Here is a 22908-nt window from a genome sequence, read left to right on the forward strand (position 1 = left end):
ACCCGTCACCCGCCACCCGCCACCCGTCACCGTCGGCGGCCCGAGCGATCAGTACAGCAGGTCCAGCTCCGCGCGGACCGTCTTGCCCGGTGGTTCGCGGTCGACGACCGCCCAGCGGTCCGCCAGCGCGTCCACGATCAGCAGCCCGCGCCCGCTGTCGTCGCCGTCCGCCGGTGCGGTGATCTCCCCGGGCCCCGGCGGCCGGCACTCGGTGCGGGTGTCGGACACCTCGATCCGTAGCACCCCGACGGTCTCCCGGTCGCCGGGCCTGTGCGTCAGACGCAGCTCGAAATCGCGGCCGGGGACACGCCCGTGGGTCGCCGCGTTGGCCGTCAGCTCACCGATGATCAGGGCCGCCGACTCCGAGGCGTCACTGAGGTACGGGATGCCCCAGGCGTGCAGCCGGTAGAGGCCGACGCGGCGGGCGAGCCGGGCGCCGCGCGCATTCGAGCTGAACTGCCGCTTGAACACACGTACGGTTACGTCGGGTTGGGTCTTCGTAGGTGCTTCCATGCCCCCAGATTCCCGGCCCAGCGCCCCTCTTCACCAGGTCAGCAACCCGTACGCTGAGTCAGCGTACGGGCGCGAAGGGTAGACAGTACGGATCACGTTCCGTGAGCATGGACGGGTTGCGAACCAGGACAGGCGCATGGGGAGGTGGCCGTACATGACGCACGGCACGGATGGCATCGACAGCACGTACGGGACCTTCGGCAACGGCGGCGGGCGCAGCAGCGAGCCCGAACCGCACTACAACCTCAAGATGTTCGGGGAAGTCGTCAAGACCTTCCGCAAGCGGGCGCGGCTGACGCAGGAGCAGTTCGCCCCGCTCGTCGGGTACTCACCTGAGACCATCGCCTCCATCGAGCAGGGCCGCAGGCTCCCGCCCCCGGACTTCGCGGAGCGGGCGGATGGGATTCTGGACGCGTTCGGGGTGATCCTGGCCGCGGCAAAGCATCTGACGCGACGGAAGGGGCTGGCGAGCTGGTTCCGGCAGTGGGCGGAGCTGGAGCTGACAGCGCTGAGCCTGTACACGTACGAGTGCCGGTTGATCCCGGGGCTGTTGCAGACACCTGCGTACGCGCGGACGCTGTTCACCGACCAGTTGCCACCACTCGGGGACGAGCAGATCGAGGCACAGCTCACGGCTCGGTTGGAGCGTCAGCAGCTCCTGCAGAACCGGCCGAACACCGCGTTCACCTTCATCCTCGAAGAGCACCTGTTCCTGAGGCAGTTGGGCGGCGAGGAGGTCACCAGGGAGCTGATCGACCACATTCTCGAACTGTCCGAGCTGCGCAATGTGGACATCCAGATCATGCCGCTGGTACGGCATCACCACGCGGGCCTGGACGGACCGATGCAGCTGCTGGAGACCCCGGACCACAAGTGGTTGGGCTACCTGGAGGGACAGGAGCACGGACAGTTCATCTCCGACCCCAAAGTGATCAGCGCACTCCAGATGCGGTGTGCCAGTATGCGTTCACAGGCTCTCTCGTTGGACGATTCCAAGGGCCTGATGTGGCGTATGCGAGGAGCGAGATGAGCACGACAGACCTGGCCTGGTTCAAGAGCAGCTACAGCAGCGGCTCCGGCGATTCCTGCGTGGAGGTCGCGCTGGAGTGGCACAAGTCGAGTTACAGCGGCGGCTCCGGGGACTCCTGCGTCGAGGTCGCCGCCTGCCCCTCCACCGTCCACGTCCGCGACTCCAAGATCGAGGAGAGCCCGCAGCTCGCCCTCTCCCCGACCACCTGGACGCACTTCCTCGCGTACGCCGCCGGGGGCTGAGCCCCCTCCCCGCTCTCCGGGCGCGCCCGCCGAGGGGCGCGCCCGCATGCTCAGCTCGCGGAGTCGACCAGGACCCCGAGTCCCGCCACCAGCCCCACGTACGCGAGCACCAGCACCAGGGCGCAGAGGATCAGCAGCCAGCCGGTGACGATGGCGAGCAGGGCCACGCCCCGGTCGCGGCCGCCCAGCCGCTTGCCCCGGCGGCGGCCGAGGTGGCCGGCCGGGATGGCGACGAGGCCGCACAGGAACATGAAGACCGTGTAGAAGCCGCCGTACATCAGCCAGAACATCGGTGCCAGCACGATGGCCACGATGAGGCCGGCGCCCAGAGCGGCGGCCCAGGCGGCGACCCGGGCGGGTGTGTTGCGGGGCCGGGCCACCGGCACCTCCGTCTGCTGGGTGTCTCCTGCCACCATCGGCCTCCCCCTGTCGGTGTTCTGCGGCGATCCGGTGATCTTACGAGCCGCCCGGCCCAGACCGGATGGCCGGGTTCGGGCGGCCGGGCTCGTCCGGCCGGTCCGTGCGCCGGGCCCGGACAGGTACCGTAAAGACGTACCGATATCACTCATGGGCCTCCTGGCGGGCTGCGTGAACCCAGGAGGAGCCGTATGACGACCAACCGTGGACGCAAGGACGTCATCCGCGACCGGATGGCGGCCACCGGCGAGTCGTACAACGTCGCCGCCCGCAACCTCAAGGCCATGAAGGACATGGGCGCCACCCGCGAGGCCGTCCTCGTGCAGCGCTGGAAGCCCGCCGACAGCTTCGACGTGCCGTGTCCGTGCGGCGGGACCTGTGAACCCGGCGAGACCTGCGACCGCTGCCACGCCCGCCACCGCCATGTGAAGCGCTACCCGGGCTCCACCACCGAGGTCGAGACCTGGGCCGACCGCTACGAGTGCACCGGCTGCCCCTCGTCGTACACCCTGACCGTCCACCTCGCCGGACGGCCCTGGGGCGTCGCGGAGACGGTCGTGCAGGGCGGGTCGGCCGAGGAGGTCGTCCGGGCCCGGGTCTTCCCCGGGGTCATCCACCCGCTGCTGCGCTCCGAGGCGGCCGAGAGCGACGACGACGGCGAGTGATCACCGAAGGGGGACACGCCGCCCTGCGGGGCAGGCTGGTCCCATGACAGTGCCCCGGCCCGGAAGTGGAACTCTCCCGGGCCGGGGCACTCGGCTGTCAGGGCCCTCCAGCGGCGTCGGCGTCAGCTCTCGTCCGGCGCCAGCGTCAGCGAGATCGAGTTGATGCAGTACCGCTGGTCCGTGGGGGTCGGGTAGCCCTCGCCCTCGAAGACGTGGCCCAGGTGCGAGCCGCAGCGGGCGCAGCGCACCTCGGTGCGGACCATGCCGTGGGCGCGGTCCTCGACCAGCTCGACCGCGTCCGTGTCCTTCGGGTCGTAGAAGGACGGCCAGCCGCAGTGCGACTCGAACTTGGTGTCGGAGCGGAACAGCTCCGCCCCGCAGGCCCGGCAGGAGTAGACGCCCGCCGTCTTGGTGTCGGTGTACTCACCCCGGAAGGCGGGCTCGGTGCCGGCCTGGCGCAGGACCTGGTACTCGGCGGGGGACAGCTCCGCCCGCCACTGCTCGTCCGGCTTCTCGACGTCGTACGGCACGGCTCGCTCCCTCAGCTCGACTGGTGGTCGCTCGACAGGTGGTCGAGGATGCGCGGGCCGAGGTCGGTGACATCGCCCGCTCCCATGGTGAGAACGAGATCGCCGGGCTTCGCCATTCCCGCGACGGCGGCCGGGACCGCGTCCTGGTCGTGGACGGCGGTGACCTCGGCGCCCGCCGCCTTCGCCGCGTCGATGATCAGGGCGCTGGTGATGCCGGGGATCGGGTCCTCGCGGGCCGGGTAGATGTCCAGGACCACGGAGGCGTCGGCCAGCGCGAGGGCCTGGCCCATCTCGGTGCCCAGCTCCTGCGTACGGGAGAACAGGTGCGGCTGGAAGACGACCAGGATGCGGGCGTCGGCGGCGGCGCCGCGCATGGCCTCCAGGTCGGCGGTCATCTCGGTGGGGTGGTGGGCGTACGAGTCGATGACCTGCACGCCCGCCGCCTCGCCCTTGAGCTGGAGGCGGCGCTTGACCCCGGTGTAGCTGCCGATCGCGGAGGCCAGGTTGTGCGCGGGGATGCCGAGGGCGACCCCGGCGGCGAGGGCCGCGACCGCGTTGTGGGCGTAGTGGCTGCCGGGGACCGAGACGGTGAAGGTGAGGAACCTGCCGTTGAGCAGGACCGTGACCTCGCTGGTCAGGCCGCGCGGGGTGACCTTGTGGACACGTACGTCGGCGTCCTCGGCGGAGCCGTACGTGACGACCTTCAGGTCGGAGAGGTCGCGGACCCGGCGGGTCAGCTCGACGGCGCCCGGCTGGTCGGCGGAGACGACCAGGGTGCCGCCGGGGACGACCTTGCCGACGAACGTCTCGAAGGAGTCGTAGATCTCGTCCATCGAGGCGTAGTTCGCGTGGTGGTCCAGCTCCACGTTGAGGACGATCGCGACCTCGGGGTCGTACTTCTGGAAGCTGCGGTCGCTCTCGTCCGCCTCCGCGACGAAGATGTCCCCTTCGCCGTGCGTGGCGTTGGTGCCGGGGCCCTCCAGGTCGCCGCCGATGGCGTACGAGGGGGCCAGGCTCAGCGACGAGAGGGCGACGGCCAGCATCGACGTGGTGGTGGTCTTGCCGTGCGTGCCGGCGACCGCGATGGCGCGTGCGCCGTTCATCAGGGAGGCCAGCGCGTCGGAGCGGTGCACCACGGGGACGGACAGTTCGGCGGCGCGCAGCAGCTCGGGGTTGTCGGGGCGGATCGCGCTGGAGACGACCACGCAGGACGCGTCGTCGGCGAGGTGGGCCGCCGCGTGCCCGATGTGCACGGTCGCCCCCAGCGCCCGCAGCGACTCGGCGGTGGCGGACTCCCTGGCGTCGCTGCCCGCCACCTTCGCCCCCCGCTGGGCGAGGATCTTCGCGATGCCCGACATTCCGGCGCCGCCGATGCCGATGAAGTGCGGTCGTTCCATGGCGGCGGGAATGCCGGGTGCCATCTGTGCTCCTGCGGGACTCGGTGAGGTTCGGACTGCGGCCGAGGGCCGACCCGGACCGCGAGGCCAGCCTATTCGCTGTGCGCGAAGAGCTTGAGCACCGGGACGCCGACCTTGTGCCGGGCGCGGGAGGCCCAGTCGCGGTGGAAGAACTCCTCCACGTAGTGCGGGGCGGTCAGGACGATGACCTCGTCCGCGCCCGCCTCGTCGACGACGGTCGTCAGTTTGTCCAGGGGGTGGTCCTCGATCACCTGTCCGACCGCCTCGGCGCCCGCCTCGCGCAGGGCCCGTAGCGAATACTCCAGGCCGATCTCGGCGGGTTCGCGGGCCTCCTTGCCCTCCGGCTCCTCGCCCTCGCGGACGGCCTCCCTCAGCTCCCCCATCGCCACGTCGTCGATCGCGCGCAGCAGGACATCGGCCTGGTCGCCGCGCGGCTGCAACAGAACGACGAACGAGATCCGCTCCTCGCCGTGGAGGGTGGTGACGAAGTCCACGTCCTCGGGAGTGAGCGGCTTCTCGATCATCAAAACGCTTGTGAACACGACAGGCGCCCTTCCGCTTCTGCGTCTCGTCGACAGTCGGCTCGACCGTCGACGGTCGTTTGCTGAAACCATCCTTCCCCGTGCTTCCACGGGGACTGCAGAGGTAAGTGTGCCCAGCCGGGGCTAAGCGGAACGAGTAATTCCGCTAAGTGTCCCTCCGCTGGTCACCGCGTATCCCTCGCCCCGGTCACCGCGTAGGCCCTCCCCTGCTGCCCCGGTCACCGCGTAGGCCTCCCCGGTCGGCGCGCGCCCCGCCCCCGGGCACAGCACGTCCCTCCGCCCCGCTCACCGCGCGTCCCTCCGCCGGTACCGCCCGAAGAGGAACCCGTCCTCCTCCAGCAGCGACGCCAAGGCGAAACGTTCCGGCACGGTCACCCCGGGGCCCGAGGCGATCCGCTGCGCGTCCCCGGCCGTGAGCATCGGGGAGAGCGCCAGGCAGAGCTCGTCCAGCGCCCCCGCCGCCACGAACTGGCCGAGCAGCCGGGGTCCGCCCTCCGTGAGCTGCCGCCGCAGCCCCCGGCCGGCCAGCTCGCGCACCGCGCGGGCCGGGTCCACCCGGGTGCCCTCGCCCGCGATCACCACCTCCGCGCCCGCCTTCCGGGCCGCCGCGATCCGGTCGGCGGGCGCCCCGGCACCGGTCACCACGAGGGTCGGCACCAGTGGCTCGGTGAACAGCGGCAGCGAGAAGTCCAGGTCCAGCGAGCCGGTCACCACGGCGATGGCGGGCGCGGGGCCCTGTCCGGCCGCCGCCCGCCGCGCCGCGAAGGCCTCCCGGGCGCGGGCCGGACGGTACCCCTCCAGGCGTACGGTCTCGGCCCCGGCGATCACCACATCGGCCAGCGCCCGCAGGGTGCCGAAGATCCGCATGTCGGCGGCGCAGGAGATGGGCTGCGAGCGGCCGTCGTGCTGGGCGGCCCCGTCCAGGGTGGAGACCATGTTGGCGCGCAGCCAGGGCGTCCCGGCGGGGAGGTCCGTCGGGTAGGCGTACGCGTCGGCCAGCTCGTCGAGGCTCCACTCGCCCTCTTCTCGGCCGCTGAGGTGACCTGGCCGGTTCTCGCCGGCGGGGGTGCTCGTTGTCAGGTCCGTCACAGGGAACAGGCTTCGCATGGGTTGCAGTCTGGCACGGGCCTTAGGGTGGAGAGTTGTGTCGTCCTCCACCGCGTTTCCGGGGCAGAGCCCCCTTGCCGAAACGGCCCCGCTGTCCCTGTGCGCCCGCAAGCCGCGCGTCCCCGCCGACCGTCTGGTCGCGGAGATGGTGCCGCCGCCGCGCTTCGATTCGGTGCGCTTCGACACCTACGTACCCGACCCGAACCAGCCCAGCCAGAGCGAGGCCGTGACCGTGCTCGCGGGCTTCGCGGCCGGGCTCGGCGGGTCGCACGCGACGGGTGCCGGGCGCCGGAAGTGGTTCGGCAGGAAGCCGGCCGCCCCGACCGGGCCGCGCGGGGTGTACCTGGACGGGGGCTACGGCGTCGGCAAGACCCACCTGCTCGCCTCCCTCTGGCACGCCACACCCGCCGAGCCGTCGCTGAAGGCGTTCGGCACGTTCGTGGAGCTGACGAACCTGGTCGGCGCGCTGGGCTTCCAGCAGACCGTGCAGACGCTGAGCGGCCACCGGCTGCTGTGCATCGACGAGTTCGAGCTCGACGACCCGGGCGACACCGTCCTGGTCTCCTCGCTGCTCAGCCGGCTCGTGGAGAACGGGGTGGCACTGGCCGCGACCTCGAACACGCTGCCGGGCAAGCTCGGCGAGGGGCGGTTCGCCGCCGCCGACTTCCTGCGCGAGATCCAGGGCCTGTCCGCGCACTTCCGCCCGCTGCGCATCGACGGCGAGGACTACCGGCACCGCGGGCTGCCCGAGGCCCCGCCGCCGTACTCCGACGAGCAGGTCACCCGGGCCGCGTACGCCACGCCGGGCGCGTCGCTGGACGACTTCCCGGGGCTGCTGGAGCACCTGGCGCGGGTCCACCCCAGCCGGTACGGGGCGCTGACCGACGAGCTGGGCGCGGTCTGCCTGACCGGGGTGACGGCGGTGCCCGACCAGTCGACCGCGCTGCGCCTGGTGGTGCTGGCCGACCGGCTGTACGACCGCGAGGTGCCGGTGCTGGCCTCCGGGCTGCCGTTCGACCGGCTGTTCAGCGACGAGATGCTGAACGGCGGGTACCGGAAGAAATACTTCCGGGCGATCTCGCGGCTGACGGCACTGGCGCGTGACGCGAAGGACCTGGTGGGGCAGTAGGTTCGGGGGGTGACACCGGGTGCCCGTTCGCGGCGTGCCCGTAACGCCACCTCCGTACGACCCCGCACAACTCCTGTACGACCACGCACATTGTTCCGTTCGAAGGGATCCAGCATGGCTACCACGCGTCAGGCGCACACGAACTGGGAAGGCAACCTGCTCGAGGGCAAGGGGGTCGTCACCTTCGACTCCTCCGGCATCGGTGACTACCCCGTCTCCTGGCCGGCCCGCTCGGAGCAGGCGAACGGCAAGACCAGCCCCGAGGAGCTCATCGCGGCCGCCCACTCCAGCTGCTTCTCGATGGCGCTCTCCCACGGGCTCGCCGGGGCCGGCACCCCGTCGACCCGGCTGGAGACCAAGGCCGAGGTGACCTTCCAGCCCGGTACGGGCATCACCGGCATCCACCTCACCGTGGTGGGTGAGGTCCCCGGTCTGGACGAGGCGGCCTTCGTGAAGGCGGCCGAGGACGCCAAGGCGAACTGCCCGGTCAGCCAGGCGCTGACGGGTACGACGATCACGCTGTCGGCCTCGCTGGGCTGACGCTTCGGGCAGGCCCTCACCAACAGGGCCGTTCCAGCCGCGACACGAGGCGCGGGGGGTGTGCATGATTCCCCCGCGCCTTCGTGCGTGCTACACACATGCGGGTCACTTCACCTGTCCGCCAGCAGGGAGTCGCCTCATGTCATCCGCACCCGCACCCCGGCACGCAGCCACCGCACCCTCGTCCGCACCCCGGCACGCAGCCACCGCACCCGCGTCCGCCCCCCGGCCCACCGCGACACGACGACAGCTCCTGGCAGGCGGCGGCGCGGCGGCCGCCGTCGCCTTCACCGGGGCCTTCTCCGAACTCTTCGCGTCCACGGCAGCCGCCCGCGGTCACGGCGGCTACGGGCCCCTCGTCCCCGACCCGGGCGGCCTGCTCGACCTGCCGAAAGGTTTCCGCTATCGGGTGCTGTCCCGGGAGGGCGACCCGCTGCGCTCCGGCGAGGGCAAGGTGCCGAGCAACCACGACGGCATGGCGGCCTTCGCGGGCCGCCACGGCCGCGTCCACCTCGTCCGCAACCACGAGAACCGGCACACGGCGGAGATCGGCGTACCGGCCGTCGAGGGGCTAACCTACGACCCGGCGGCCAAGGGCGGCTGTACGGCCCTGGAGCTGGACGGCCGGAACACGGTGCTCGGCGAACGGGTCGCCATCGCCGGTACGGCGGTGAACTGCGCGGGCGGGCCCACCCCCTGGGGCACCTGGCTGACCTGCGAGGAGACCGAGGACCGGGCGGGGACCAACGGGTACGCCAAGGACCACGGCTACATCTTCGAGGTGGACGGCGCCGACCCGCGCCGCACCGGGGCGATCCCGCTGACCGCGATGGGCCGCTTCCAGCACGAGGCCGTCGCGGTCGACCCGCGGAACGGGATCGTGTACGAGACGGAGGACGCGTTCGACAAGCCGTTCGGGCTCTTCTACCGCTTCCTCCCCGACAGGCCGCTCGGCGGCACCGGTTCGCTGCGGGCGGGCGGGGCGCTGGAGGCGATGCGGGTGCCGGGGCTGCCGGACCTCTCCGTGGTCCAGGAGACCGGGGCGAGCTTCGACCGGGTCGAGTGGGTGCCCGTACCGGACCCGCTGGCGGCCGGGACGCCCATCAGGCTCCAGGACTTCGGCCCGCAGGGCATCACGCACGCCCAGAAGCTGGAGGGCTGCTACTGGGGCGGCTCGTCCGTCTACTTCGTCTCCAGCTTCGCCCACCGCGACGAGGGCTCGGCGGCCGACCACTACGGCCAGGTCTGGCGGTACGAGCCGAAGAGGCGCCGGCTCACCCTGGTCGTGGTCTTCGGCCCGGACACCGACATCCAGCTCCCCGGCGAGTCCCCGGACAACATCTGCCTGGCGGCCGACGGCGGACTGATGGTCTGCGAGGACGGCGGCGGCGCGCAGCACGTGCTGGGGGTGACGCGGCGGGGCGAGGTGTACCCGATGGCGCGCGGGCGACAGAACATCGGGACGCCCGAAGAGCCGGAGTGGGGCGAATTCGCGGGGGTCACGTTCTCGCCGGACGGCTCGACGATGTACGTGAACTGCTACACGCCGGGGACGACGTTCGCGGTGACGGGGCCTTGGCGCTGAGGGGCTGAGCCCTGTGCGGAGGGGCTGGGCCCTGTGCTGAGGGGCTGAGCCGATCGCCCGTGCACGGGGTGCCGCAAGGCTGAACGGGTGTCCGTCTCCGTGGTGGACGGCAGGGGAGCGGGCACACGTGCTGCCTGAGGCTCAGGGTTCGGGCTTCGACTTGCGGGCTTCGGCTTGCGGCTTCGGCTTCGGCTTCGGCTTTCGACTTCTACGGAGAGGACAAGCGATGTCCACCAGCGCGGGCAAGGCACATACCAGTACCGGTGCCGGTGCCAGTACGGGTGCCGGTGCCGGCCCCAGGAGCATCCAACTGCCGGGGATCGTGCTGGGGGTGGGCCTCGGCGGGTTCCTGGACGGGATCCTGCTGCACCAGCTCCTCCAGTGGCACCACATGCTGTCCAGCACCGACGACGACCGGATCGGGGTGAAGTTCTACTCGCCGAACACGGTCTCCGGTCTGGAGATGAACACGGTGTGGGACGGCATCTTCCACGCGGTCTGCTGGGTGGCGGTGCTGGTGGGGCTGGGCATCCTCTACTCGCGGGTGACCCATGGCCGGCGCCGGGTGTGGACCTCCCGCGTGCTGTGGGGCTGGATCCTGGTGGGCTGGGGCCTGTTCAACCTCGTCGAAGGCGTCCTGGACCACCACATCCTGGGCATCCACCACGTCCACGGCGGGCCCCACCAGCTCTGGTGGGACCTGGGCTTCCTGCTCCTGGGCCTCCTCCTCGTGATCGGCGGCTACCTCCTCCAGCGCAGCGGCAGCCCCTTCGATCCCGACGCCCCCGACGCTCCCGACGCTCCCGACGCTCCCGACGCCCACGAGACCGCTGAGCGGGGCGGGCGGTCGTCCTGATGGACGGCCACACGCACCACCCGCACGGCGGGGGCGCGGGCGGCGGCGTATGGGAGGTGCTGCTGCCCGCGGCGGCGGTCGCCCTGCTCGCGGGCGGCTACCTCCTGCTCGCCCACCGGGCCCGCGCACGCCGCCCGGCCCTGGGGTGGGGGCGGTGGCGGACGGTGAGCTTCCTGGCCGGGTGCGCGGTCCTGGCCGTGGCGCTGCTGCCGCCCGTCGCACCGTTCGCCCACGAGGACTTCCGCGGGCACATGGCCCAGCACATGCTCATCGGCATGTACGCGCCGCTCGCCCTGGTGCTGGGCGCCCCCGTCACCCTGCTGCTGCGCACCCTGCCCACCGACCGGGCCCGACGCCTGACGGGCCTGCTGCACAGCCGCCCCGTACGTCTGGTGGCCCATCCGGTCCCGGCCCTGGTCCTGAGCACCGGCACGCTGGCGGTGCTGTACTTCACGCCGTTGTACAACGCCACGATGGACCGGCCGCTCCTGCACTGGCTGATGCACGCCCACTTCCTGCTGTCCGGCTGCCTGTTCGCCTGGGTGATCGCCGGTCCCGACCCCGCGCCGTCCCGCCCCGGTGTGCCCGCCCGCCTGGTGGTCCTGGGCGTCGCGGTGGCCGCGCACGCCACGATCTCCCAGCTGATGTACGGCGGCTTCCTCATCGACGTACACGCTCCGATCCTCCAGGTGCGGGGCGGCGCGGAGATCATGTACTACGGCGGGGACATCGCCGAACTCCTGCTGGCCGTGGCCCTCGTCGCCTCCTGGCGACCGGTACGCCACCGCCGGCGAGCCGCCGTTCGGCCGGCTGCGGCCTCCTAAGAGCCGGGGCCGGGGGCCGGGCCCCTGGGCCGCCGGGGTGTTCCTCGGAGCGGCGCGGAGAGCCGCCGTCGATGAAGTCCGTTATTTTCCATTAATGATCAGATTGTCATGGAAAACGACCGCTGTGGCTGTCGCGGGAGCGCTGGCGCTCGGCGGCGCTCTGGCCGGATGCGCGACCCCGGCCCCCTCCCCCAGCGCCGCCCCACCCCCCGCCGTCCCTCCCGCCCCTCCCGCCGTTCCGGAGAAGCCGCCCACGATGGCTCCCGGCCCGGCGGGGCGCACCCCGGTCTTCGAGCGGAGGCCGACGGGCGGGAGCGCCGGGAGCGGGGCGGCGGAGAAGGTCGTGGCGCTCACCTTCGACGCGGACATGACGGCCGATCAGGGCCCCCGGGCGGAGGCGGGCGAGCGCTTCGACAACCCGGAGCTGATCGCGCTGCTGCGGCGGCTGAAGGTGCCCTCGACCGTCTTCATGACCGGGCGCTGGGCGGAGGAGTACCCGGCCCAGGCGAAGGGCATCGGCGCGGACGGCCTGTTCGAGGTCGCCAACCACTCCTACAGCCACTACGCCTTCACCGCCGACTGCTACGGCCTGCCGGTGGTCGCGAAGGACACCATGGCGCGCGATGTGGAGCGGGCCTTCTCGGCGTTCCGGGCGGCCGGGGTGCGGAACGTGGTGCCGTACTTCCGCTTCCCCGGCGGCTGCTACGACGACGCCGCCCTGCGCGCGCTGGCCCCGGCGGACGTGACGGCGGTGCAGTGGGACGTGGTGAGCGGCGACGCGTTCGCGACGGACGCGGGGGCGGTGGCCGAGCAGGTGCTCGACGGGGTGCGTCCGGGGTCGCTGGTGGTGATGCACTGCACGCGCAGTGCGGCGCCGGTCACCGGGGAGGCGGTCAGCAGAATCGTTCCGGAGCTGCGAAAGCGCGGCTACCGCTTCGTGAAGGTCTCGGAGCTGATGGATGGCTGAACGGGCACGGTCATGACCGCACCACCGGGCAAGGTGGTACCAGGCAACCGACACCGACGGACGACCGAGAGGCACCCATCATGAGCGAAACGATCGCGGGCGTACGGATCCCGGACAGCGCGCTGGCCAAGGAGGCGACCGAGCTGGTGCGGGAGGCCGCCACGCCGCTGGTGTTCGACCACTCCCGGCGGGTCTTCCTGTTCGGGGCGCTGCGCGGCCGGGAACAGGGACTGGACTTCGACCCCGAACTCCTCTACGTGGGCGCGATGTTCCACGACCTGGGGCTGACCGAGCGGTTCCGCCGTACGGACCAGCGCTTCGAGATCGACGGCGCCGACGAGGCCCGCCGCTTCCTGAGCGCGCACGGCGTCACCGGCGAGCCCGCCGACCGGGTCTGGACCGCCATCGCCCTGCACACCACGCCGGAGATCCCGCGCCACATGGCGCCCGAGGTGGCCCTGGTGACCCGGGGCGTGGAGCTGGACGTCCTCGGCCTCGGCTACGACGCCGTCTCCGACGAGCAGCGCGCGGCCGTGGTCGCGGCGCATCCGCGCCCGGACTTCAAGAACGGGATCCTCGCCGCGTTCACCGAGGGCATCAAGGACCGTCCGGACACGGCCTTCGGCAACGTCAAGGCGGATGTGCTCGCACACTACGTCCCCGGCTTCGAGCGCGGCGACTTCGTGGAGGTCATCAAGGGCTCCCCCTGGCCGGAGTGACCAGAGCCCGGGGCGCCCGACGAGGCAGACCGGGTCAGGACAGCGGGCTGGGGCGCCGCGGCGGCGGTACGGCCCGCAGGAGTTCCCACAGGGGCCGGCCGCCACCGGCCCAGGCGGTCAGCGTGGCGCGGTCGACCAGGTGCAGCCGCTGGGAGTGCGCGAACTCCACGGCGGGCCTGGAGAAGCGCCCGTTGGTGACCAGGACGACGACATCGCCGTGGTGCACGGGGCGGCCGGTTCCGTTGAGGACGTGCAGATCCGGGGTCCCGACAGGGGCCCCGGCGGAACCGGCCTTCCGGTGCTTGCACTGGATGACCCAGAGACGCCCGTACGGATCGGTGGCCTTGACGTCGGCCCCGTGGTCCCCGGCGCCGCCGACCTGGACGGCGTCGGCGCACCCGTCCCGGAACATCAGGTCGCGTACGGCGTGCTCGAACGCGCGGTGGTGCAGCAGGTCCAGCTGCTCCACCGAGTAGCGCAGCGCTCGGGCGCTCTCCTGCTCCCGGCGCAGCCGCGCGGCCCGGTGGCGGTCCCACAGGACGCCGCCCGCCACGGCGACGGCCAGGCCGACGATCATGGTCCACCGGTGGTCCGCGATCCAGCTCAGCACCCTGCTGACCAGCCACACCACGACGACCGCGGCGATCAGGACCGCCGCCGGGTTCCGTTGCCGCTTCTTACGCGACAGTTGCTTCTTACGCGGTCGGGAGGCGCCGCGGCGCACGGCTGTGCGGCGGGCCGGGGGACGGCGACGGGCGCTCATCGGCTCTGGTCCGAGACGCCGGTGACCAGCTGGGTCACCACGTCCAGGAGCCCTTGCCCGAAAGCGGTCGGAGCGAGAAGGACGCCCAGGACGAGGACGATGGCCACGGTCAGCTTCTCGTCGTTCCGGCTCCTGGCCTGGGTACGGCGGCGCAGCCGTAACAGGACGACGACGGCCAGTAGCACAGCCACGTTGATGGTCAGCATCGCCCCACGCCTCTCCCCCGGTCACCGACGTCCGTTTCTAACCCGGGCCGAGCGAGGCCGTGGTGAGGTTGCGGGGAGTTGGCGCTATCCGGTGCCGTCATGGCCGAATCGCCATGCGGGGGCGTTCCGCGGGTGCCGTTCCTCCCTAGCCGGAGCAGGCCGAGCGTCCGGCCTCCTGCCAGGCGCAGACCGGGCAGAGCGTGGCGCCCTTGGCCGACTCCGGGTACTCGGTCGGCTCGCGGCAGAGCACGCACTCCGCGAACGGCGGGCCCGCTGCCGCATCCGCTTCCGTGATCGTGGTCGCGGGCGTTTCGCAGTACGAGGCGTCGTCCATGGCCACGAGCCTACGCAACCCGGCCGTCAGTTGGGCGTCCGCTCGGGCCTGGCCTCGCTGGGCCGCACGATGACGAACCCCTCGCCCTGGAGCATCAGCTGGACGGCCTCGCCCGAGCCGCCGCGCACCATCGACCCGACGCTCTGCGAGCGGTGCAGGGAGGTCGTGAGCTGCTGGCTCCAGCCGACGACCGCGTCCGTGTCGACGTACACCGGCTGGGCGCCCGTCACCGGGATCACGATGGGGGTGCCCTCGCACATCAGGCCGAGCTTGCCGTAGCCGGTGAAGACGCTGTTGAAGAGGCCGCCGCCGATCATTCCGGCCCCCTTCACCGTCTTGATCTCGTACGCGAGGGTCGGGTCGAAACAGAGGACGTTGCGGCCGTTGATGGTGATCTGGTCGCCCTGGTCCATCTCCAGGATGAAACAGTTCGCGGCCTCGTGCGCGAACCACGCCTCGCCCTGGCCCCGGACCGCCATGAGGGGCAGGCCCTCGCCGGTGACCGCGCGCTTGAGCAGGCCGCCGATGCCCTGGCCCTTGCGCTCGAACTGGAGGTTGCCGCGGAAGGCGATCATCGAGCCCTGGCGGGCGTGCATCTCCCCGTTGACGGCGTACTTGATCGACTTGGAGTTCTGGAGAGTCATGCCGGGGGCGGTGGCCGGCTGGGCCATGTGCTCGCTGGAAAAGAGATCGCTCTTCATGCGCAGCATCCTCACCCGGACCGGCCCCTTCCGCCAAGGAGTCGGCCTCCACCGCCTGGCAGACTGGGACGGTGAGCAGCGACGACACCTCCCAGAACAGCCCCTTCCACCACGCTCCGGCCGACCGGGACGCAGCCCCGCAGTACGTGCTCCCGCTCGTGCTGCACCTGGAGAAGACGGACCCGCCCGCCCGGACGGACGCCCTGCGCACCGCCGCCCGCGCGGTGCTCACGATCCTGGCCGACGAGCGGTCCACCGGCGAGGGCGAGTGGGCCGGGGCGATGCGGGACTGGGAGGACGCTCGCATCCGCAAGGTGGTGCGCCGGGCGCGCGGCGCGGAGTGGCGCAAGGCGGCCGCGCTGCCCGGGATCACGGTGACGGGCGGGAGCGCGGAGGTACGGGTGTACCCGCCGATCCCCCTGGACGGCTGGCCCAAGGAGCTGGCCAAGCTCCAGGTGTCGGGCACCGACCTGGACGACCCCGAGCCGCCCGCCGCCCCCGACCCGCAGGGCCCGGTGCTGTGGCTCAACCCGGAGCTGGAGATGTCGGCGGGCAAGACGATGGCGCAGGTCGGCCATGGCGCCCAGCTCGCCTGGTGGGAACTGTCGGAGACCGAGCGCAAGGCGTGGCGCGAGGCGGGGTTCCCGCTCTCCGTGGCCACCGCGCCCCCGGCACGCTGGCGGGAGCTGACCACGAGCGGCCTGCCGGTGGTACGCGACGCCGGGTTCACCGAGATCGCCCCCGGGCCTACCGTCGTGGCGGAGGGCGGTCTGCGCTTCTGTCCTCTGCCGGGCGTTCGAACCCGCCGGTGAACGTCCCCGCCGTGGACAGGCGGGGCGCCCGTGCTGTGCGGCAGCCGCCCGTGCCGTGAAGGGGCGGTGCGGGCCGTGACGTAGCCGCCGATGCCGGGACAACACCTACCCGCCCGGAACCTCAAATCATCCTCTGAACGTCCCCTTGTTCGGGTTCGACGCAGCTCGCCGGGGCCATCACCCCCTGGACAGCGCGAGGAGGGGGACACCATGAGGCTGGGCATCGGAATCGGCTGGCGGCCGGAGATCGCGGCCGAGGTGGAGGCGCTCACGGGGATCGACTGGGTCGAGGCGGTGGCGGAGAACCTCTGCCCCGACCACCTCCCCAGCTCCCTGGTGCGGCTGAGGGAGCGGGGCGTGACGGTCGTTCCGCACGGCGTCTCGCTCGGCCTGGGCGGTGCGGACCGCCCGGACCCCGTGCGGCTCGCGGCGCTGGCTGCGCGAGCCGAGCTGCTGGGGACTCCGCTGGTGACCGAGCACATCGCGTTCGTACGGGCCGGGGGGCCGCTGACCGCCACGCAGCGGCTGGAGGCGGGCCACCTGCTGCCGGTGCCCCGCACCTGGGACGCGCTGGAAGTGCTCTGCGAGAACGTGCGCGTCGCCCAGGACTCGCTGCCCGTGCCGCTGGCCCTGGAGAACATCGCGGCGCTGATCTCCTGGCCGGACGAGGAGCTGACCGAGGGGCAGTTCCTTGCGGAGCTGGTCGAGCGGACCGGGGTGCGGCTGCTGATCGACGTGGCCAACCTGCACACCAACCACGTCAACCGCGGCGAGGACCCGGCGAAGGCGCTGGACGAGCTGCCGGTGGAGGCCATCGCGTACGTCCATGTGGCGGGCGGGGTCGAGAAGGACGGCGTCTGGCACGACACCCACGCCCACCCGGTGACCGCCCCGGTCCTGGACGTACTGGCCGAACTGCGCTCCCGGGTCGACCCGCCAGGTGTGCTGCTGGAGCGCGACGACGCCTTCCCGCCCGGTGCGGAGCTGGCGGCCGAACTGGAGACCATCCGGGCCACGCTGCGGGCGGCGGCGCCCTCGGCAGCCCCGGCGGCCCGCAGCCGGGCGGCCGAGCCTCGTACGGCCCGGACGGCGACCCGTACCGATGGGGCCGAGGCCCGCACTGTCGCTGCCGGAGCCCGTACGGCTGAGGCCGGAGACCGTACCGGTAAGGCCGGAGACCGTACCGCTGAGGCCAGAGCCCGTACGGTTCGTTTCGAGGCTCGTACGGTTGCTGCCGAGGCCCGTACGGTGACGCCCGCCGCCCCCGGAGCCCGCGACCGTACCGCCGTCGCCCAGACCGCGCTGCTCTCCGCGCTGGTCGCGGGTACCCCGGCCCCCGAGGGCTTCGACCGGCGGCGGCTGCGGGTGCAGAGCCGGGCGCTGGCCGCCAAGCGCGCCGATGTCGTCGCCAAGGTGGCGCCCGAGCTGCCGGAGATCCTCGGTGACGGCTACCGCGCCGCGTTCCTGGCCTACGCCAAGTCCCGCCCGATGAGCGGCGGTTACCGGCGCGACGCCCTGGACTTCGTGGAGCGGGTCCTGATCTCGGGCGGCCTCGCCGACCCCGTGGCGCAGCGCCGGCTGACGTACTGGTGGGAGGACCGCTCCGGCCCCCGGCCGCCGGGCCGGACCACCCGTCTCGTCCGGGCGGCGCGTGCCGTCCTCGTACGGAAGTGACCGCCACGAACACGGCAGTAACTCCTGAGCCCAGGGAAGCAGCGGCAACAGCGGCAACAGCGGTGAGGCAACCGGGTCCTTCGCCGCAACACACCCGCCCGGTCCTGTACTTCACCCGCCCCGCACCCCACCATCCCCTCTCCGCATCCGCAGAGAGGCCCCGCCGTGAGAGCAGTACCGCTGTACGCAACCATCGGCTCCCTGGTCCTGTCCGCCCTGACCGCCGCCCCCGCCACCGCCTGGGACGGCCCCGACGCGGCCTCCGCCGAGGCGCGCGGTACGGCGGTGGCGGCGGCGCGCGCCTCGGCGGCCGGGATCTCCTTCGGCGCGTGCCCAAAGGAGGAGCAGCTGCCGGACTCCCTGGAGTGCGGCACCGTCAGCGTCCCCCTGGACTACGCGCGGCCAAACGGCCGGACCGTCCAACTCACCGTCAGCCGCACCCTCGCCACCGGTGAAGCCTCCGAGCGGCAGGGCTCGTTCGTCTACAACCCGGGCGGCCCCGGCGCCTCCAGCATCACCTTCCCGCTGATGGGCGAGATGTCCGAGTGGCGGGAGGTCGCCGAGGCGTACGACATGGTCGGCTACGCCCCACGCGGCGTCGGCCCCTCCGCCCCGCTCTCCTGCCAGGACCCCGCCGCGTTCGCGAAGAGCCCCACCGACTCCCCCGCCCACCCCACGGCCGCGTACAAGGAGCAGCGCATCGCGCAGGCGCGGGCGTACGCGCGGGGGTGCGAGCGGAACGCGGGCGAGGCGCTGCGCCACTACACCTCGCTCAACAACGCCCGCGACCTGGAGGTGCTGCGGGCCGCCCTCGGGGACGAGCGGCTGACCTTCATGGGCGCCTCGTACGGCACGTACCTGGGTTCCTTGTACGCGACCCTCTTTCCCTCACGCGTTCGCCGTATGGTCTTCGATTCCGCGGTCGACCCGGACCCGGAGCAGATCTGGTACCGCTCCAACCTCGACCAGTCCCTCGCCTTCGAGTCCCGCTGGGAGGACTTCCGGCGCTGGGTCGCCGAGCACGACGACGTCTACCGGCTCGGCACCACGCCCGAGTCCGTGCAGCGCCATTACGACGACGTGCGCACGGCGCTCGCCACGAAGCCGGCGGGCGGGACGGTGGGGCCGGGGCAGTTCCACGCGGCGTTCCTCCAGGCCGCGTACTACGACGACTACTGGGCGATGCGGGCCACGGCCCTGTCCGAGTACGTCCGGGGCAACCCGGAGCCGCTGATCACCCAGATGTCGCCGCGCGCCGTCACGGCGAAGGACGACGAGAACGCGCGGGCGGTCTACACGGCCGTCGAGTGCAACGACGCGCCCTGGCCCGAGGAGTGGGAGGTGTGGGACCGCGACCACAGCGACCTCGCCCGCATCGCCCCCTTCCAGACCTGGGACAACGCCTTCACCAACCTGCCGTGCGCCTTCTGGCCCGCGCCCCGGCAGCAGCCGCTGGAGGTCTCCACGGAGTGGGGTGAGCTGCCCCCGGTGCTGATCCTGGCGGCGGAGCGCGATGCGGCGACCCCGTACAAGGGGGCGCTGGAGCTTCAGCGGCGGCTGCGCGGCGCGGTGCTCGTGACCGAGCGGGACGCGGGGACGCACGGCGTCGCCGGGTTCGGGAACGCCTGCGTGGACGAGCACATGCGGCGGTATCTGCTGACGGGCCGGACGCCCGCCGGGGACGCGGAGTGCGCCGCGCGCCCGGAGCCGAACCCCGTCTCGCTGGACTGAGGATGAGGAACGGGCCCTGTGGAGTGCGGTGAACACACTCCACAGGGCCCGAAGCCGAACCCGGTGTCGCTGGAACGGCGGGCGGCACGGTCGGTGCCCGGTGCCCGTCTTCTGATCTTCCGGGTTGGGGTGGTGCGGGAACTCGCTGGCTATGCGAGCCCGGCCACCAGGTCTGCGACGCTCTTCCTGCGGCCCGTGTAGAACGGGACCTCCTCGCGCACGTGGAGCCGTGCCTCGGAGGCGCGCAGGTGACGCATCAGGTCGACGATGCGGTACAGCTCGTCCGCCTCGAAGGCGAGGACCCACTCGTAGTCGCCCAGCGAGAAGGAGGCGACGGTGTTGGCGCGGACGTCGGGGTAGCCCCGGGCCATCTTGCCGTGGTCCGCGAGCATGCGGCGGCGGTCCTCGTCGGGCAGCAGGTACCAGTCGTAGGACCGTACGAAGGGGTAGACGCTGATGTAGTCGCGGGGCGTCTCGTCGGCGAGGAACGCCGGGACGTGCGACTTGTTGAACTCGGCGGGGCGGTGCAGGGCCATGTTCGACCAGACCGGTTCCAGAGCGCGGCCGAGCTTGGTGCGGCGGAAGAGGTTGTACGCCTCCTGGAGCTCGTCCGAGGTCTCGGCGTGCCACCAGATCATCAGGTCCGCGTCGGCGCGCAGACCCGAGACGTCGTAGGTGCCGCGCACGGTGATGTCCTTGGCCGCGAGCTGGTCGAACAGCTCCTGGACCTCGTCCGCGTATCCCGCCCGGTCCAGCGGCAGGACGTCGCGCAGTTTGAAGACCGACCAGAGGGTGTAGCGGATGACCTCGTTGAGGTCCTTGGCCTTCTTTCCGGCGTTCGGACTCTTGCTGGATGTCACAGTCTCAGGAGCACTCATACGGCTATTGTCCCGCCTCGCTCCCGGTGCCCCGAACCAGGGTGGGCGTGGCGATGATCTCCTCCGTGATCTCGTCCGCCGCGCGCCGCGCGCTCGCGACGCAGGCGGGGATGCCGACCCCGTCGTAGACCGCGCCGCAGACCCGCAGGGCGGGCAGTTTCGCGACCTCGTCGCGGATGCGGGCGACGCGGGTGTGGTGGCCGACCGGGTACTGCGGCAGTCCGCCGATCCAGCGGGTGACCTCGCTGTCGACCGGGCGGGCGGCGAGTCCGGTGGCCGCGCGGAGGTCGCGCAGGGATACGGCGACGAGTTCGCCGTCCTCGCGGTGCAGGTGCTCCTCCTCGCCGTAGCGGCCGACGGAGGTGCGGAGCACGAAGAGGCCGGGGGCGCTGTCCGCGACCCACTGCCACTTGTTGCTGGAGAAGGTGGACGCCTTGATGGTGCGGCCGTCGACCGGTGGTACGAGGAAGCCGGAGCGGCCGCGCAGGGCTTCGTACCCCTCGATGTCCGTACGGCGGAAGGCCAGGGTGACCAGGGCCATCGACGCGTACTCGACCCCGGCCAGCTCGGCGGAGGCGGCCGGGGAGTCGGCGGCCAGCAGGGCGGAGGCGGACCAGGCGGGGGTGGCCAGGACGATGCCGTCGGCGGTGATCACCCCGGTGTCGGTGCGGACCGCCCAGCCCGTCGCCGTACGGGTGAGACCGAGGACGGGGGTCTCGGTGAGGATCCGGCCGCCTGCGGCCCGTACGGCGTCGCCCACGGCCCCCGGCAGGGTGCCGATGCCGCCCTCGATGCCCTGGAAGACGGGGCCGGTCTGCTGCCGGGCCGCCGCGCGCTCCTGGATGCGGCGGACGGCCTCCAGCAGCGGGCCGCCCTCCCGCACCGCTTCGAAGAGCTGCGGTACGGCGGCGCGCATCGAGATCCGGTAGGCGTCGCCCGCGTAGACCCCGCCGAGGAGGGGCTCCACCAGGCGGTCGACGACCTCGCGGCCGAGCCGGTCGGCCACGTACGCGCCGACCGCGACGTCGTCGCCGACAGGGGTCGGGGTGAGGTGGCGGTCCTCGGCGATCCGGGCCAGGCCCTCGGCGGACAGCACACCGTCGAGGGCCGCAGGGTCGGCCGGGACGCCCATCACGTGCCCCTTGGGCATCGGGCGCAGGGCCTCACGCGTCCACAGGGAGGCGGTGGCGGTGGCGGGCGGCCGGAGGCGGTCGGTGAGGCCCACCTCGCCGGCCAGGGAGACCGCCTCGGGACGGCGGGCCAGCATCGACTCGGCGCCGAGGTCGACCTGGACGCCCGCGACCTCGCCGGTCATGAGCTTGCCGCCGAGCCGGTCCGTCGCCTCCAGGAGCGTGACCCGCAGGCCGGTGGCGACCAGGCGGTGGGCGGCGGCCAGTCCGGCGATGCCGCCGCCGATGACGACGACATGGCGCGCGGGCGTGTCCGCATCCTGATGTGAACGCTGCATGGGTCCACTCTCTCAAACCCGTGCGGCGCCCTGACCGTGACCACTTCGAAACCCCGGGCCGGAAACCGGTTCGGCAGGGGCGGCGTCGAACCGGTGATATCGACACTCGTCCTGGGGGGACCTGTTATGAACAGCGGTACCGACCGATTCCGGGCGCGCCCGCCGCGTGCGGCACACCTCCGCCGCTCCCGTCTCCGCGCCGCCCTGGCGGCCGGGGCGCTCGGCGCGATGCTGCTCGTCGGCGGCTGCGGGGCGGGCGACAGCGCCTCGGACCGGAGCGCGGGGGTGCCCGATGCCAAGGCCGAAGGGCGCGCCGACCTCTCCGAGGACCAGTACGCCCCGGGCGACTCGGCGGCGTCCGCCGCTCCGGAGGGCACGGCGAAGAGCGCCGAGCGGCAGGCCGAGGCGCCGAGGCCGGGGGCCGCCGGCACCCACGTCATCCGGACCACGGAGCTCTCCGTGGAGGTGAAGAGCGCCCCGAAGGCGGCGGCCGCCGCCCGCAGCGCGGTGGAGGCGAGCGGGGGCCTGGTGGCGACCGAGACCACCGAGCGGATCGACGACACCCACGAGACATCGCACCTCGTGCTGCGCGTGCCGCAGGACGGCTACCAGGAGGTGCTGCGCAAGCTCACCGGCTCCGGGAAGCTGCTCTCCCGCTCCTCGAACGCGAAGGACGTCACCGACCAGGTCGTCGACGTGGAGAGCCGGATCGCCACCCAGCGGGCGAGCGTGACGCGGGTGCGGGAGCTGATGGACCAGGCGGAGAGGCTCACCGATGTCGTCACCCTGGAAGGGGAGCTGAGCAAGCGTCAGGCCGATCTGGAGTCGCTGCTGGCCCAGCAGGCGAGCCTGAAGGACCGCACCTCGCTGGCGACGATCACGCTGGACCTGACCGAGCCGGACGCCCCGCGCGAGGACGGGAAGGACGACGACCCGGGGTTCCTGGACGCGCTGGGCGGCGGCTGGGACGCGTTCGTGACGATGTTCCGGTGGCTCGCGATGGCGATCGGAGCGAGCGCCCCGTTCCTGATCACGGCCGCGCTGGTGCTGGTGGTGTGGCGGACGCTGCGCGCGCGGCGGGCGGCCCGTACGGCCCCGGCGGCACCGCACCCGGAGCCGGAGAACACCCCCGCCCCGTAGCGTGGGCCCCCTGACACGGCGAAAGGGGCCCACATGGCAGCGGAGCGACTCGTGGTCGTCGGCGGCGGGGCGGGGGGCGGGGGAGGCCCCGAGCCCGCCCCCCCGGGGAAATTGGGG

General features: G+C 72.4%; 26 protein-coding genes. 14 read left to right on the forward strand and 12 right to left on the reverse strand.

The window, feature by feature from the left end:
• Positions 1–48: 48 nt before the first annotated feature.
• Complete coding sequence (locus tag AB0917_RS19875; protein WP_366820908.1) at positions 49–513, reverse strand: ATP-binding protein; 465 nt, start codon at positions 511–513, stop codon at positions 49–51.
• Between the two features lie 154 nt (positions 514–667).
• Between AB0917_RS19875 and AB0917_RS19880 the strand changes: the two genes are divergently transcribed.
• Positions 668–1543 carry a helix-turn-helix transcriptional regulator gene (locus tag AB0917_RS19880; RefSeq protein WP_366820909.1) on the forward strand — a complete coding sequence of 292 codons (876 nt, stop codon included), beginning with the start codon at positions 668–670 and terminating at the stop codon, positions 1541–1543.
• Positions 1540–1785: a DUF397 domain-containing protein gene (locus AB0917_RS19885; RefSeq protein ID WP_366820910.1), complete on the forward strand. Its 246-nt coding sequence runs from the start codon at positions 1540–1542 to the stop codon at positions 1783–1785. The genes AB0917_RS19880 and AB0917_RS19885 overlap by 4 nt, the downstream gene beginning before the upstream one ends.
• 50 nt (positions 1786–1835) lie before the next feature.
• On the opposite strand, the gene AB0917_RS19890 is transcribed toward AB0917_RS19885, so the two are convergent.
• Complete coding sequence (locus tag AB0917_RS19890) at positions 1836–2201, reverse strand: DUF4190 domain-containing protein (RefSeq protein ID WP_366820911.1); 366 nt, start codon at positions 2199–2201, stop codon at positions 1836–1838.
• Between the two features lie 192 nt (positions 2202–2393).
• Here AB0917_RS19890 and AB0917_RS19895 point away from each other — a divergent pair, with 192 nt between their 5' ends.
• Positions 2394–2867, forward strand: coding sequence for a hypothetical protein (locus AB0917_RS19895; RefSeq protein WP_366820912.1), 474 nt, complete (start codon positions 2394–2396; stop codon positions 2865–2867).
• 122 nt (positions 2868–2989) lie between these two features.
• Here the strand turns inward: AB0917_RS19895 and msrB are convergent, their stop codons facing one another.
• The 4 genes from msrB to AB0917_RS19915 form a co-directional block, all read right to left on the reverse strand.
• Positions 2990–3397: a peptide-methionine (R)-S-oxide reductase MsrB gene (msrB, locus tag AB0917_RS19900; RefSeq protein WP_151512254.1), complete on the reverse strand. Its 408-nt coding sequence runs from the start codon at positions 3395–3397 to the stop codon at positions 2990–2992.
• 11 nt (positions 3398–3408) lie between these two features.
• A complete protein-coding gene (murC, locus tag AB0917_RS19905) occupies positions 3409–4818 on the reverse strand; it encodes a UDP-N-acetylmuramate--L-alanine ligase (RefSeq protein WP_366820913.1) in 1410 nt (469 codons plus the stop codon).
• A 68-nt stretch (positions 4819–4886) separates the two neighbouring features.
• A complete protein-coding gene (locus AB0917_RS19910; RefSeq protein WP_366820914.1) occupies positions 4887–5339 on the reverse strand; it encodes an indole-3-glycerol phosphate synthase in 453 nt (150 codons plus the stop codon).
• A gap of 303 nt (positions 5340–5642) precedes the next feature.
• Positions 5643–6464: a pyrimidine reductase family protein gene (locus AB0917_RS19915; RefSeq protein ID WP_366820915.1), complete on the reverse strand. Its 822-nt coding sequence runs from the start codon at positions 6462–6464 to the stop codon at positions 5643–5645.
• 37 nt (positions 6465–6501) lie between these two features.
• On the opposite strand from AB0917_RS19915, the gene zapE reads away from it, so the two are divergent.
• The 7 genes from zapE (at position 6502) to AB0917_RS19950 (ending at position 13084) form a co-directional block, all read left to right on the forward strand.
• Positions 6502–7593 (forward strand): cell division protein ZapE, encoded by a 1092-nt coding sequence (zapE, locus tag AB0917_RS19920; RefSeq protein WP_366820916.1) that lies wholly within the window; start codon positions 6502–6504, stop codon positions 7591–7593.
• A gap of 114 nt (positions 7594–7707) precedes the next feature.
• Positions 7708–8133 (forward strand): OsmC family protein, encoded by a 426-nt coding sequence (locus AB0917_RS19925; RefSeq protein WP_366820917.1) that lies wholly within the window; start codon positions 7708–7710, stop codon positions 8131–8133.
• A gap of 139 nt (positions 8134–8272) precedes the next feature.
• Positions 8273–9718: an alkaline phosphatase PhoX gene (locus tag AB0917_RS19930; protein WP_366820918.1), complete on the forward strand. Its 1446-nt coding sequence runs from the start codon at positions 8273–8275 to the stop codon at positions 9716–9718.
• Between the two features lie 226 nt (positions 9719–9944).
• Positions 9945–10574: a DUF2243 domain-containing protein gene (locus tag AB0917_RS19935; protein WP_366820919.1), complete on the forward strand. Its 630-nt coding sequence runs from the start codon at positions 9945–9947 to the stop codon at positions 10572–10574.
• A complete protein-coding gene (locus tag AB0917_RS19940) occupies positions 10574–11398 on the forward strand; it encodes a cytochrome c oxidase assembly protein (RefSeq protein ID WP_366820920.1) in 825 nt (274 codons plus the stop codon). Before AB0917_RS19935 ends, AB0917_RS19940 begins: the two co-directional genes overlap by 1 nt.
• Before the next feature lie 94 nt (positions 11399–11492).
• Positions 11493–12365 carry a polysaccharide deacetylase family protein gene (locus AB0917_RS19945; RefSeq protein ID WP_366820921.1) on the forward strand — a complete coding sequence of 291 codons (873 nt, stop codon included), beginning with the start codon at positions 11493–11495 and terminating at the stop codon, positions 12363–12365.
• Positions 12366–12445: 80 nt separating this feature from the next.
• The gene (locus AB0917_RS19950; RefSeq protein ID WP_366820922.1) at positions 12446–13084 is read left to right on the forward strand and encodes an HD domain-containing protein; all 639 of its coding nucleotides are present in this window, start codon (positions 12446–12448) and stop codon (positions 13082–13084) included.
• Between the two features lie 34 nt (positions 13085–13118).
• Here AB0917_RS19950 and AB0917_RS19955 read toward each other — a convergent pair whose 3' ends face one another.
• The 4 genes from AB0917_RS19955 to AB0917_RS19970 form a co-directional block, all read right to left on the reverse strand.
• Complete coding sequence (locus AB0917_RS19955) at positions 13119–13847, reverse strand: restriction endonuclease (RefSeq protein ID WP_366820923.1); 729 nt, start codon at positions 13845–13847, stop codon at positions 13119–13121.
• Positions 13844–14053 (reverse strand): hypothetical protein, encoded by a 210-nt coding sequence (locus tag AB0917_RS19960; protein WP_366820924.1) that lies wholly within the window; start codon positions 14051–14053, stop codon positions 13844–13846. Before AB0917_RS19960 ends, AB0917_RS19955 begins: the two co-directional genes overlap by 4 nt.
• A 145-nt stretch (positions 14054–14198) precedes the next feature.
• Positions 14199–14387, reverse strand: coding sequence for a hypothetical protein (locus tag AB0917_RS19965; protein WP_366820925.1), 189 nt, complete (start codon positions 14385–14387; stop codon positions 14199–14201).
• A 26-nt stretch (positions 14388–14413) separates the two neighbouring features.
• Positions 14414–15088: an AIM24 family protein gene (locus AB0917_RS19970; RefSeq protein ID WP_366820926.1), complete on the reverse strand. Its 675-nt coding sequence runs from the start codon at positions 15086–15088 to the stop codon at positions 14414–14416.
• A 71-nt stretch (positions 15089–15159) separates the two neighbouring features.
• On the opposite strand from AB0917_RS19970, the gene AB0917_RS19975 reads away from it, so the two are divergent.
• The 3 genes from AB0917_RS19975 to AB0917_RS19985 all read left to right on the forward strand — a co-directional run bounded on the left by AB0917_RS19975 (position 15160) and on the right by AB0917_RS19985 (position 19305).
• Positions 15160–15900: a peptidyl-tRNA hydrolase gene (locus AB0917_RS19975; protein WP_366820927.1), complete on the forward strand. Its 741-nt coding sequence runs from the start codon at positions 15160–15162 to the stop codon at positions 15898–15900.
• Positions 15901–16110: 210 nt separating this feature from the next.
• The gene (locus AB0917_RS19980; RefSeq protein WP_366820928.1) at positions 16111–17574 is read left to right on the forward strand and encodes a DUF692 domain-containing protein; all 1464 of its coding nucleotides are present in this window, start codon (positions 16111–16113) and stop codon (positions 17572–17574) included.
• 165 nt (positions 17575–17739) lie between these two features.
• Positions 17740–19305, forward strand: coding sequence for an alpha/beta hydrolase (locus AB0917_RS19985; RefSeq protein WP_366820929.1), 1566 nt, complete (start codon positions 17740–17742; stop codon positions 19303–19305).
• Positions 19306–19454: 149 nt separating this feature from the next.
• Here the strand turns inward: AB0917_RS19985 and hemQ are convergent, their stop codons facing one another.
• Both hemQ and hemG read right to left on the reverse strand, forming a co-directional pair.
• Complete coding sequence (gene hemQ, locus AB0917_RS19990) at positions 19455–20183, reverse strand: hydrogen peroxide-dependent heme synthase (RefSeq protein ID WP_026241928.1); 729 nt, start codon at positions 20181–20183, stop codon at positions 19455–19457.
• A 4-nt stretch (positions 20184–20187) separates the two neighbouring features.
• The gene (gene hemG, locus AB0917_RS19995) at positions 20188–21651 is read right to left on the reverse strand and encodes a protoporphyrinogen oxidase (protein WP_366820930.1); all 1464 of its coding nucleotides are present in this window, start codon (positions 21649–21651) and stop codon (positions 20188–20190) included.
• Between the two features lie 126 nt (positions 21652–21777).
• Between hemG and AB0917_RS20000 the strand changes: the two genes are divergently transcribed.
• Entirely contained in the window at positions 21778–22791 is a 1014-nt protein-coding gene (locus AB0917_RS20000; RefSeq protein WP_366820931.1) for a DUF4349 domain-containing protein, read from the forward strand.
• The last annotated feature ends 117 nt before the right edge of the window (positions 22792–22908 follow it).

The organism is Streptomyces sp. NPDC007346, assembly GCF_040703535.1.
In the GTDB taxonomy this organism is placed as follows: domain Bacteria; phylum Actinomycetota; class Actinomycetes; order Streptomycetales; family Streptomycetaceae; genus Streptomyces.

Excerpts from the sequence above, each read along its gene's own strand:
- hemG (WP_366820930.1), bottom strand. The coding sequence starts at position 21,651 with ATGCAGCGTTCACATCAGGATGCGGACACGCCCGCGCGCCATGTCGTC.
- AB0917_RS19945 (WP_366820921.1), top strand. The coding sequence starts at position 11,493 with ATGATCAGATTGTCATGGAAAACGACCGCTGTGGCTGTCGCGGGAGCG.
- AB0917_RS19950 (WP_366820922.1), top strand. The coding sequence starts at position 12,446 with ATGAGCGAAACGATCGCGGGCGTACGGATCCCGGACAGCGCGCTGGCC.
- AB0917_RS19875 (WP_366820908.1), bottom strand. The coding sequence starts at position 513 with ATGGAAGCACCTACGAAGACCCAACCCGACGTAACCGTACGTGTGTTC.
- AB0917_RS19935 (WP_366820919.1), top strand. The coding sequence starts at position 9,945 with ATGTCCACCAGCGCGGGCAAGGCACATACCAGTACCGGTGCCGGTGCC.
- AB0917_RS19940 (WP_366820920.1), top strand. The coding sequence starts at position 10,574 with ATGGACGGCCACACGCACCACCCGCACGGCGGGGGCGCGGGCGGCGGC.
- AB0917_RS19895 (WP_366820912.1), top strand. The coding sequence starts at position 2,394 with ATGACGACCAACCGTGGACGCAAGGACGTCATCCGCGACCGGATGGCG.
- AB0917_RS19980 (WP_366820928.1), top strand. The coding sequence starts at position 16,111 with ATGAGGCTGGGCATCGGAATCGGCTGGCGGCCGGAGATCGCGGCCGAG.
- hemQ (WP_026241928.1), bottom strand. The coding sequence starts at position 20,183 with ATGAGTGCTCCTGAGACTGTGACATCCAGCAAGAGTCCGAACGCCGGA.
- AB0917_RS19965 (WP_366820925.1), bottom strand. The coding sequence starts at position 14,387 with ATGGACGACGCCTCGTACTGCGAAACGCCCGCGACCACGATCACGGAA.
- AB0917_RS19925 (WP_366820917.1), top strand. The coding sequence starts at position 7,708 with ATGGCTACCACGCGTCAGGCGCACACGAACTGGGAAGGCAACCTGCTC.
- AB0917_RS19970 (WP_366820926.1), bottom strand. The coding sequence starts at position 15,088 with ATGAAGAGCGATCTCTTTTCCAGCGAGCACATGGCCCAGCCGGCCACC.
- AB0917_RS19955 (WP_366820923.1), bottom strand. The coding sequence starts at position 13,847 with ATGAGCGCCCGTCGCCGTCCCCCGGCCCGCCGCACAGCCGTGCGCCGC.
- AB0917_RS19960 (WP_366820924.1), bottom strand. The coding sequence starts at position 14,053 with ATGCTGACCATCAACGTGGCTGTGCTACTGGCCGTCGTCGTCCTGTTA.
- murC (WP_366820913.1), bottom strand. The coding sequence starts at position 4,818 with ATGGCACCCGGCATTCCCGCCGCCATGGAACGACCGCACTTCATCGGC.
- AB0917_RS19910 (WP_366820914.1), bottom strand. The coding sequence starts at position 5,339 with ATGATCGAGAAGCCGCTCACTCCCGAGGACGTGGACTTCGTCACCACC.
- AB0917_RS19885 (WP_366820910.1), top strand. The coding sequence starts at position 1,540 with ATGAGCACGACAGACCTGGCCTGGTTCAAGAGCAGCTACAGCAGCGGC.
- AB0917_RS19890 (WP_366820911.1), bottom strand. The coding sequence starts at position 2,201 with ATGGTGGCAGGAGACACCCAGCAGACGGAGGTGCCGGTGGCCCGGCCC.
- AB0917_RS19880 (WP_366820909.1), top strand. The coding sequence starts at position 668 with ATGACGCACGGCACGGATGGCATCGACAGCACGTACGGGACCTTCGGC.
- AB0917_RS19930 (WP_366820918.1), top strand. The coding sequence starts at position 8,273 with ATGTCATCCGCACCCGCACCCCGGCACGCAGCCACCGCACCCTCGTCC.
- AB0917_RS20000 (WP_366820931.1), top strand. The coding sequence starts at position 21,778 with ATGAACAGCGGTACCGACCGATTCCGGGCGCGCCCGCCGCGTGCGGCA.
- AB0917_RS19915 (WP_366820915.1), bottom strand. The coding sequence starts at position 6,464 with ATGCGAAGCCTGTTCCCTGTGACGGACCTGACAACGAGCACCCCCGCC.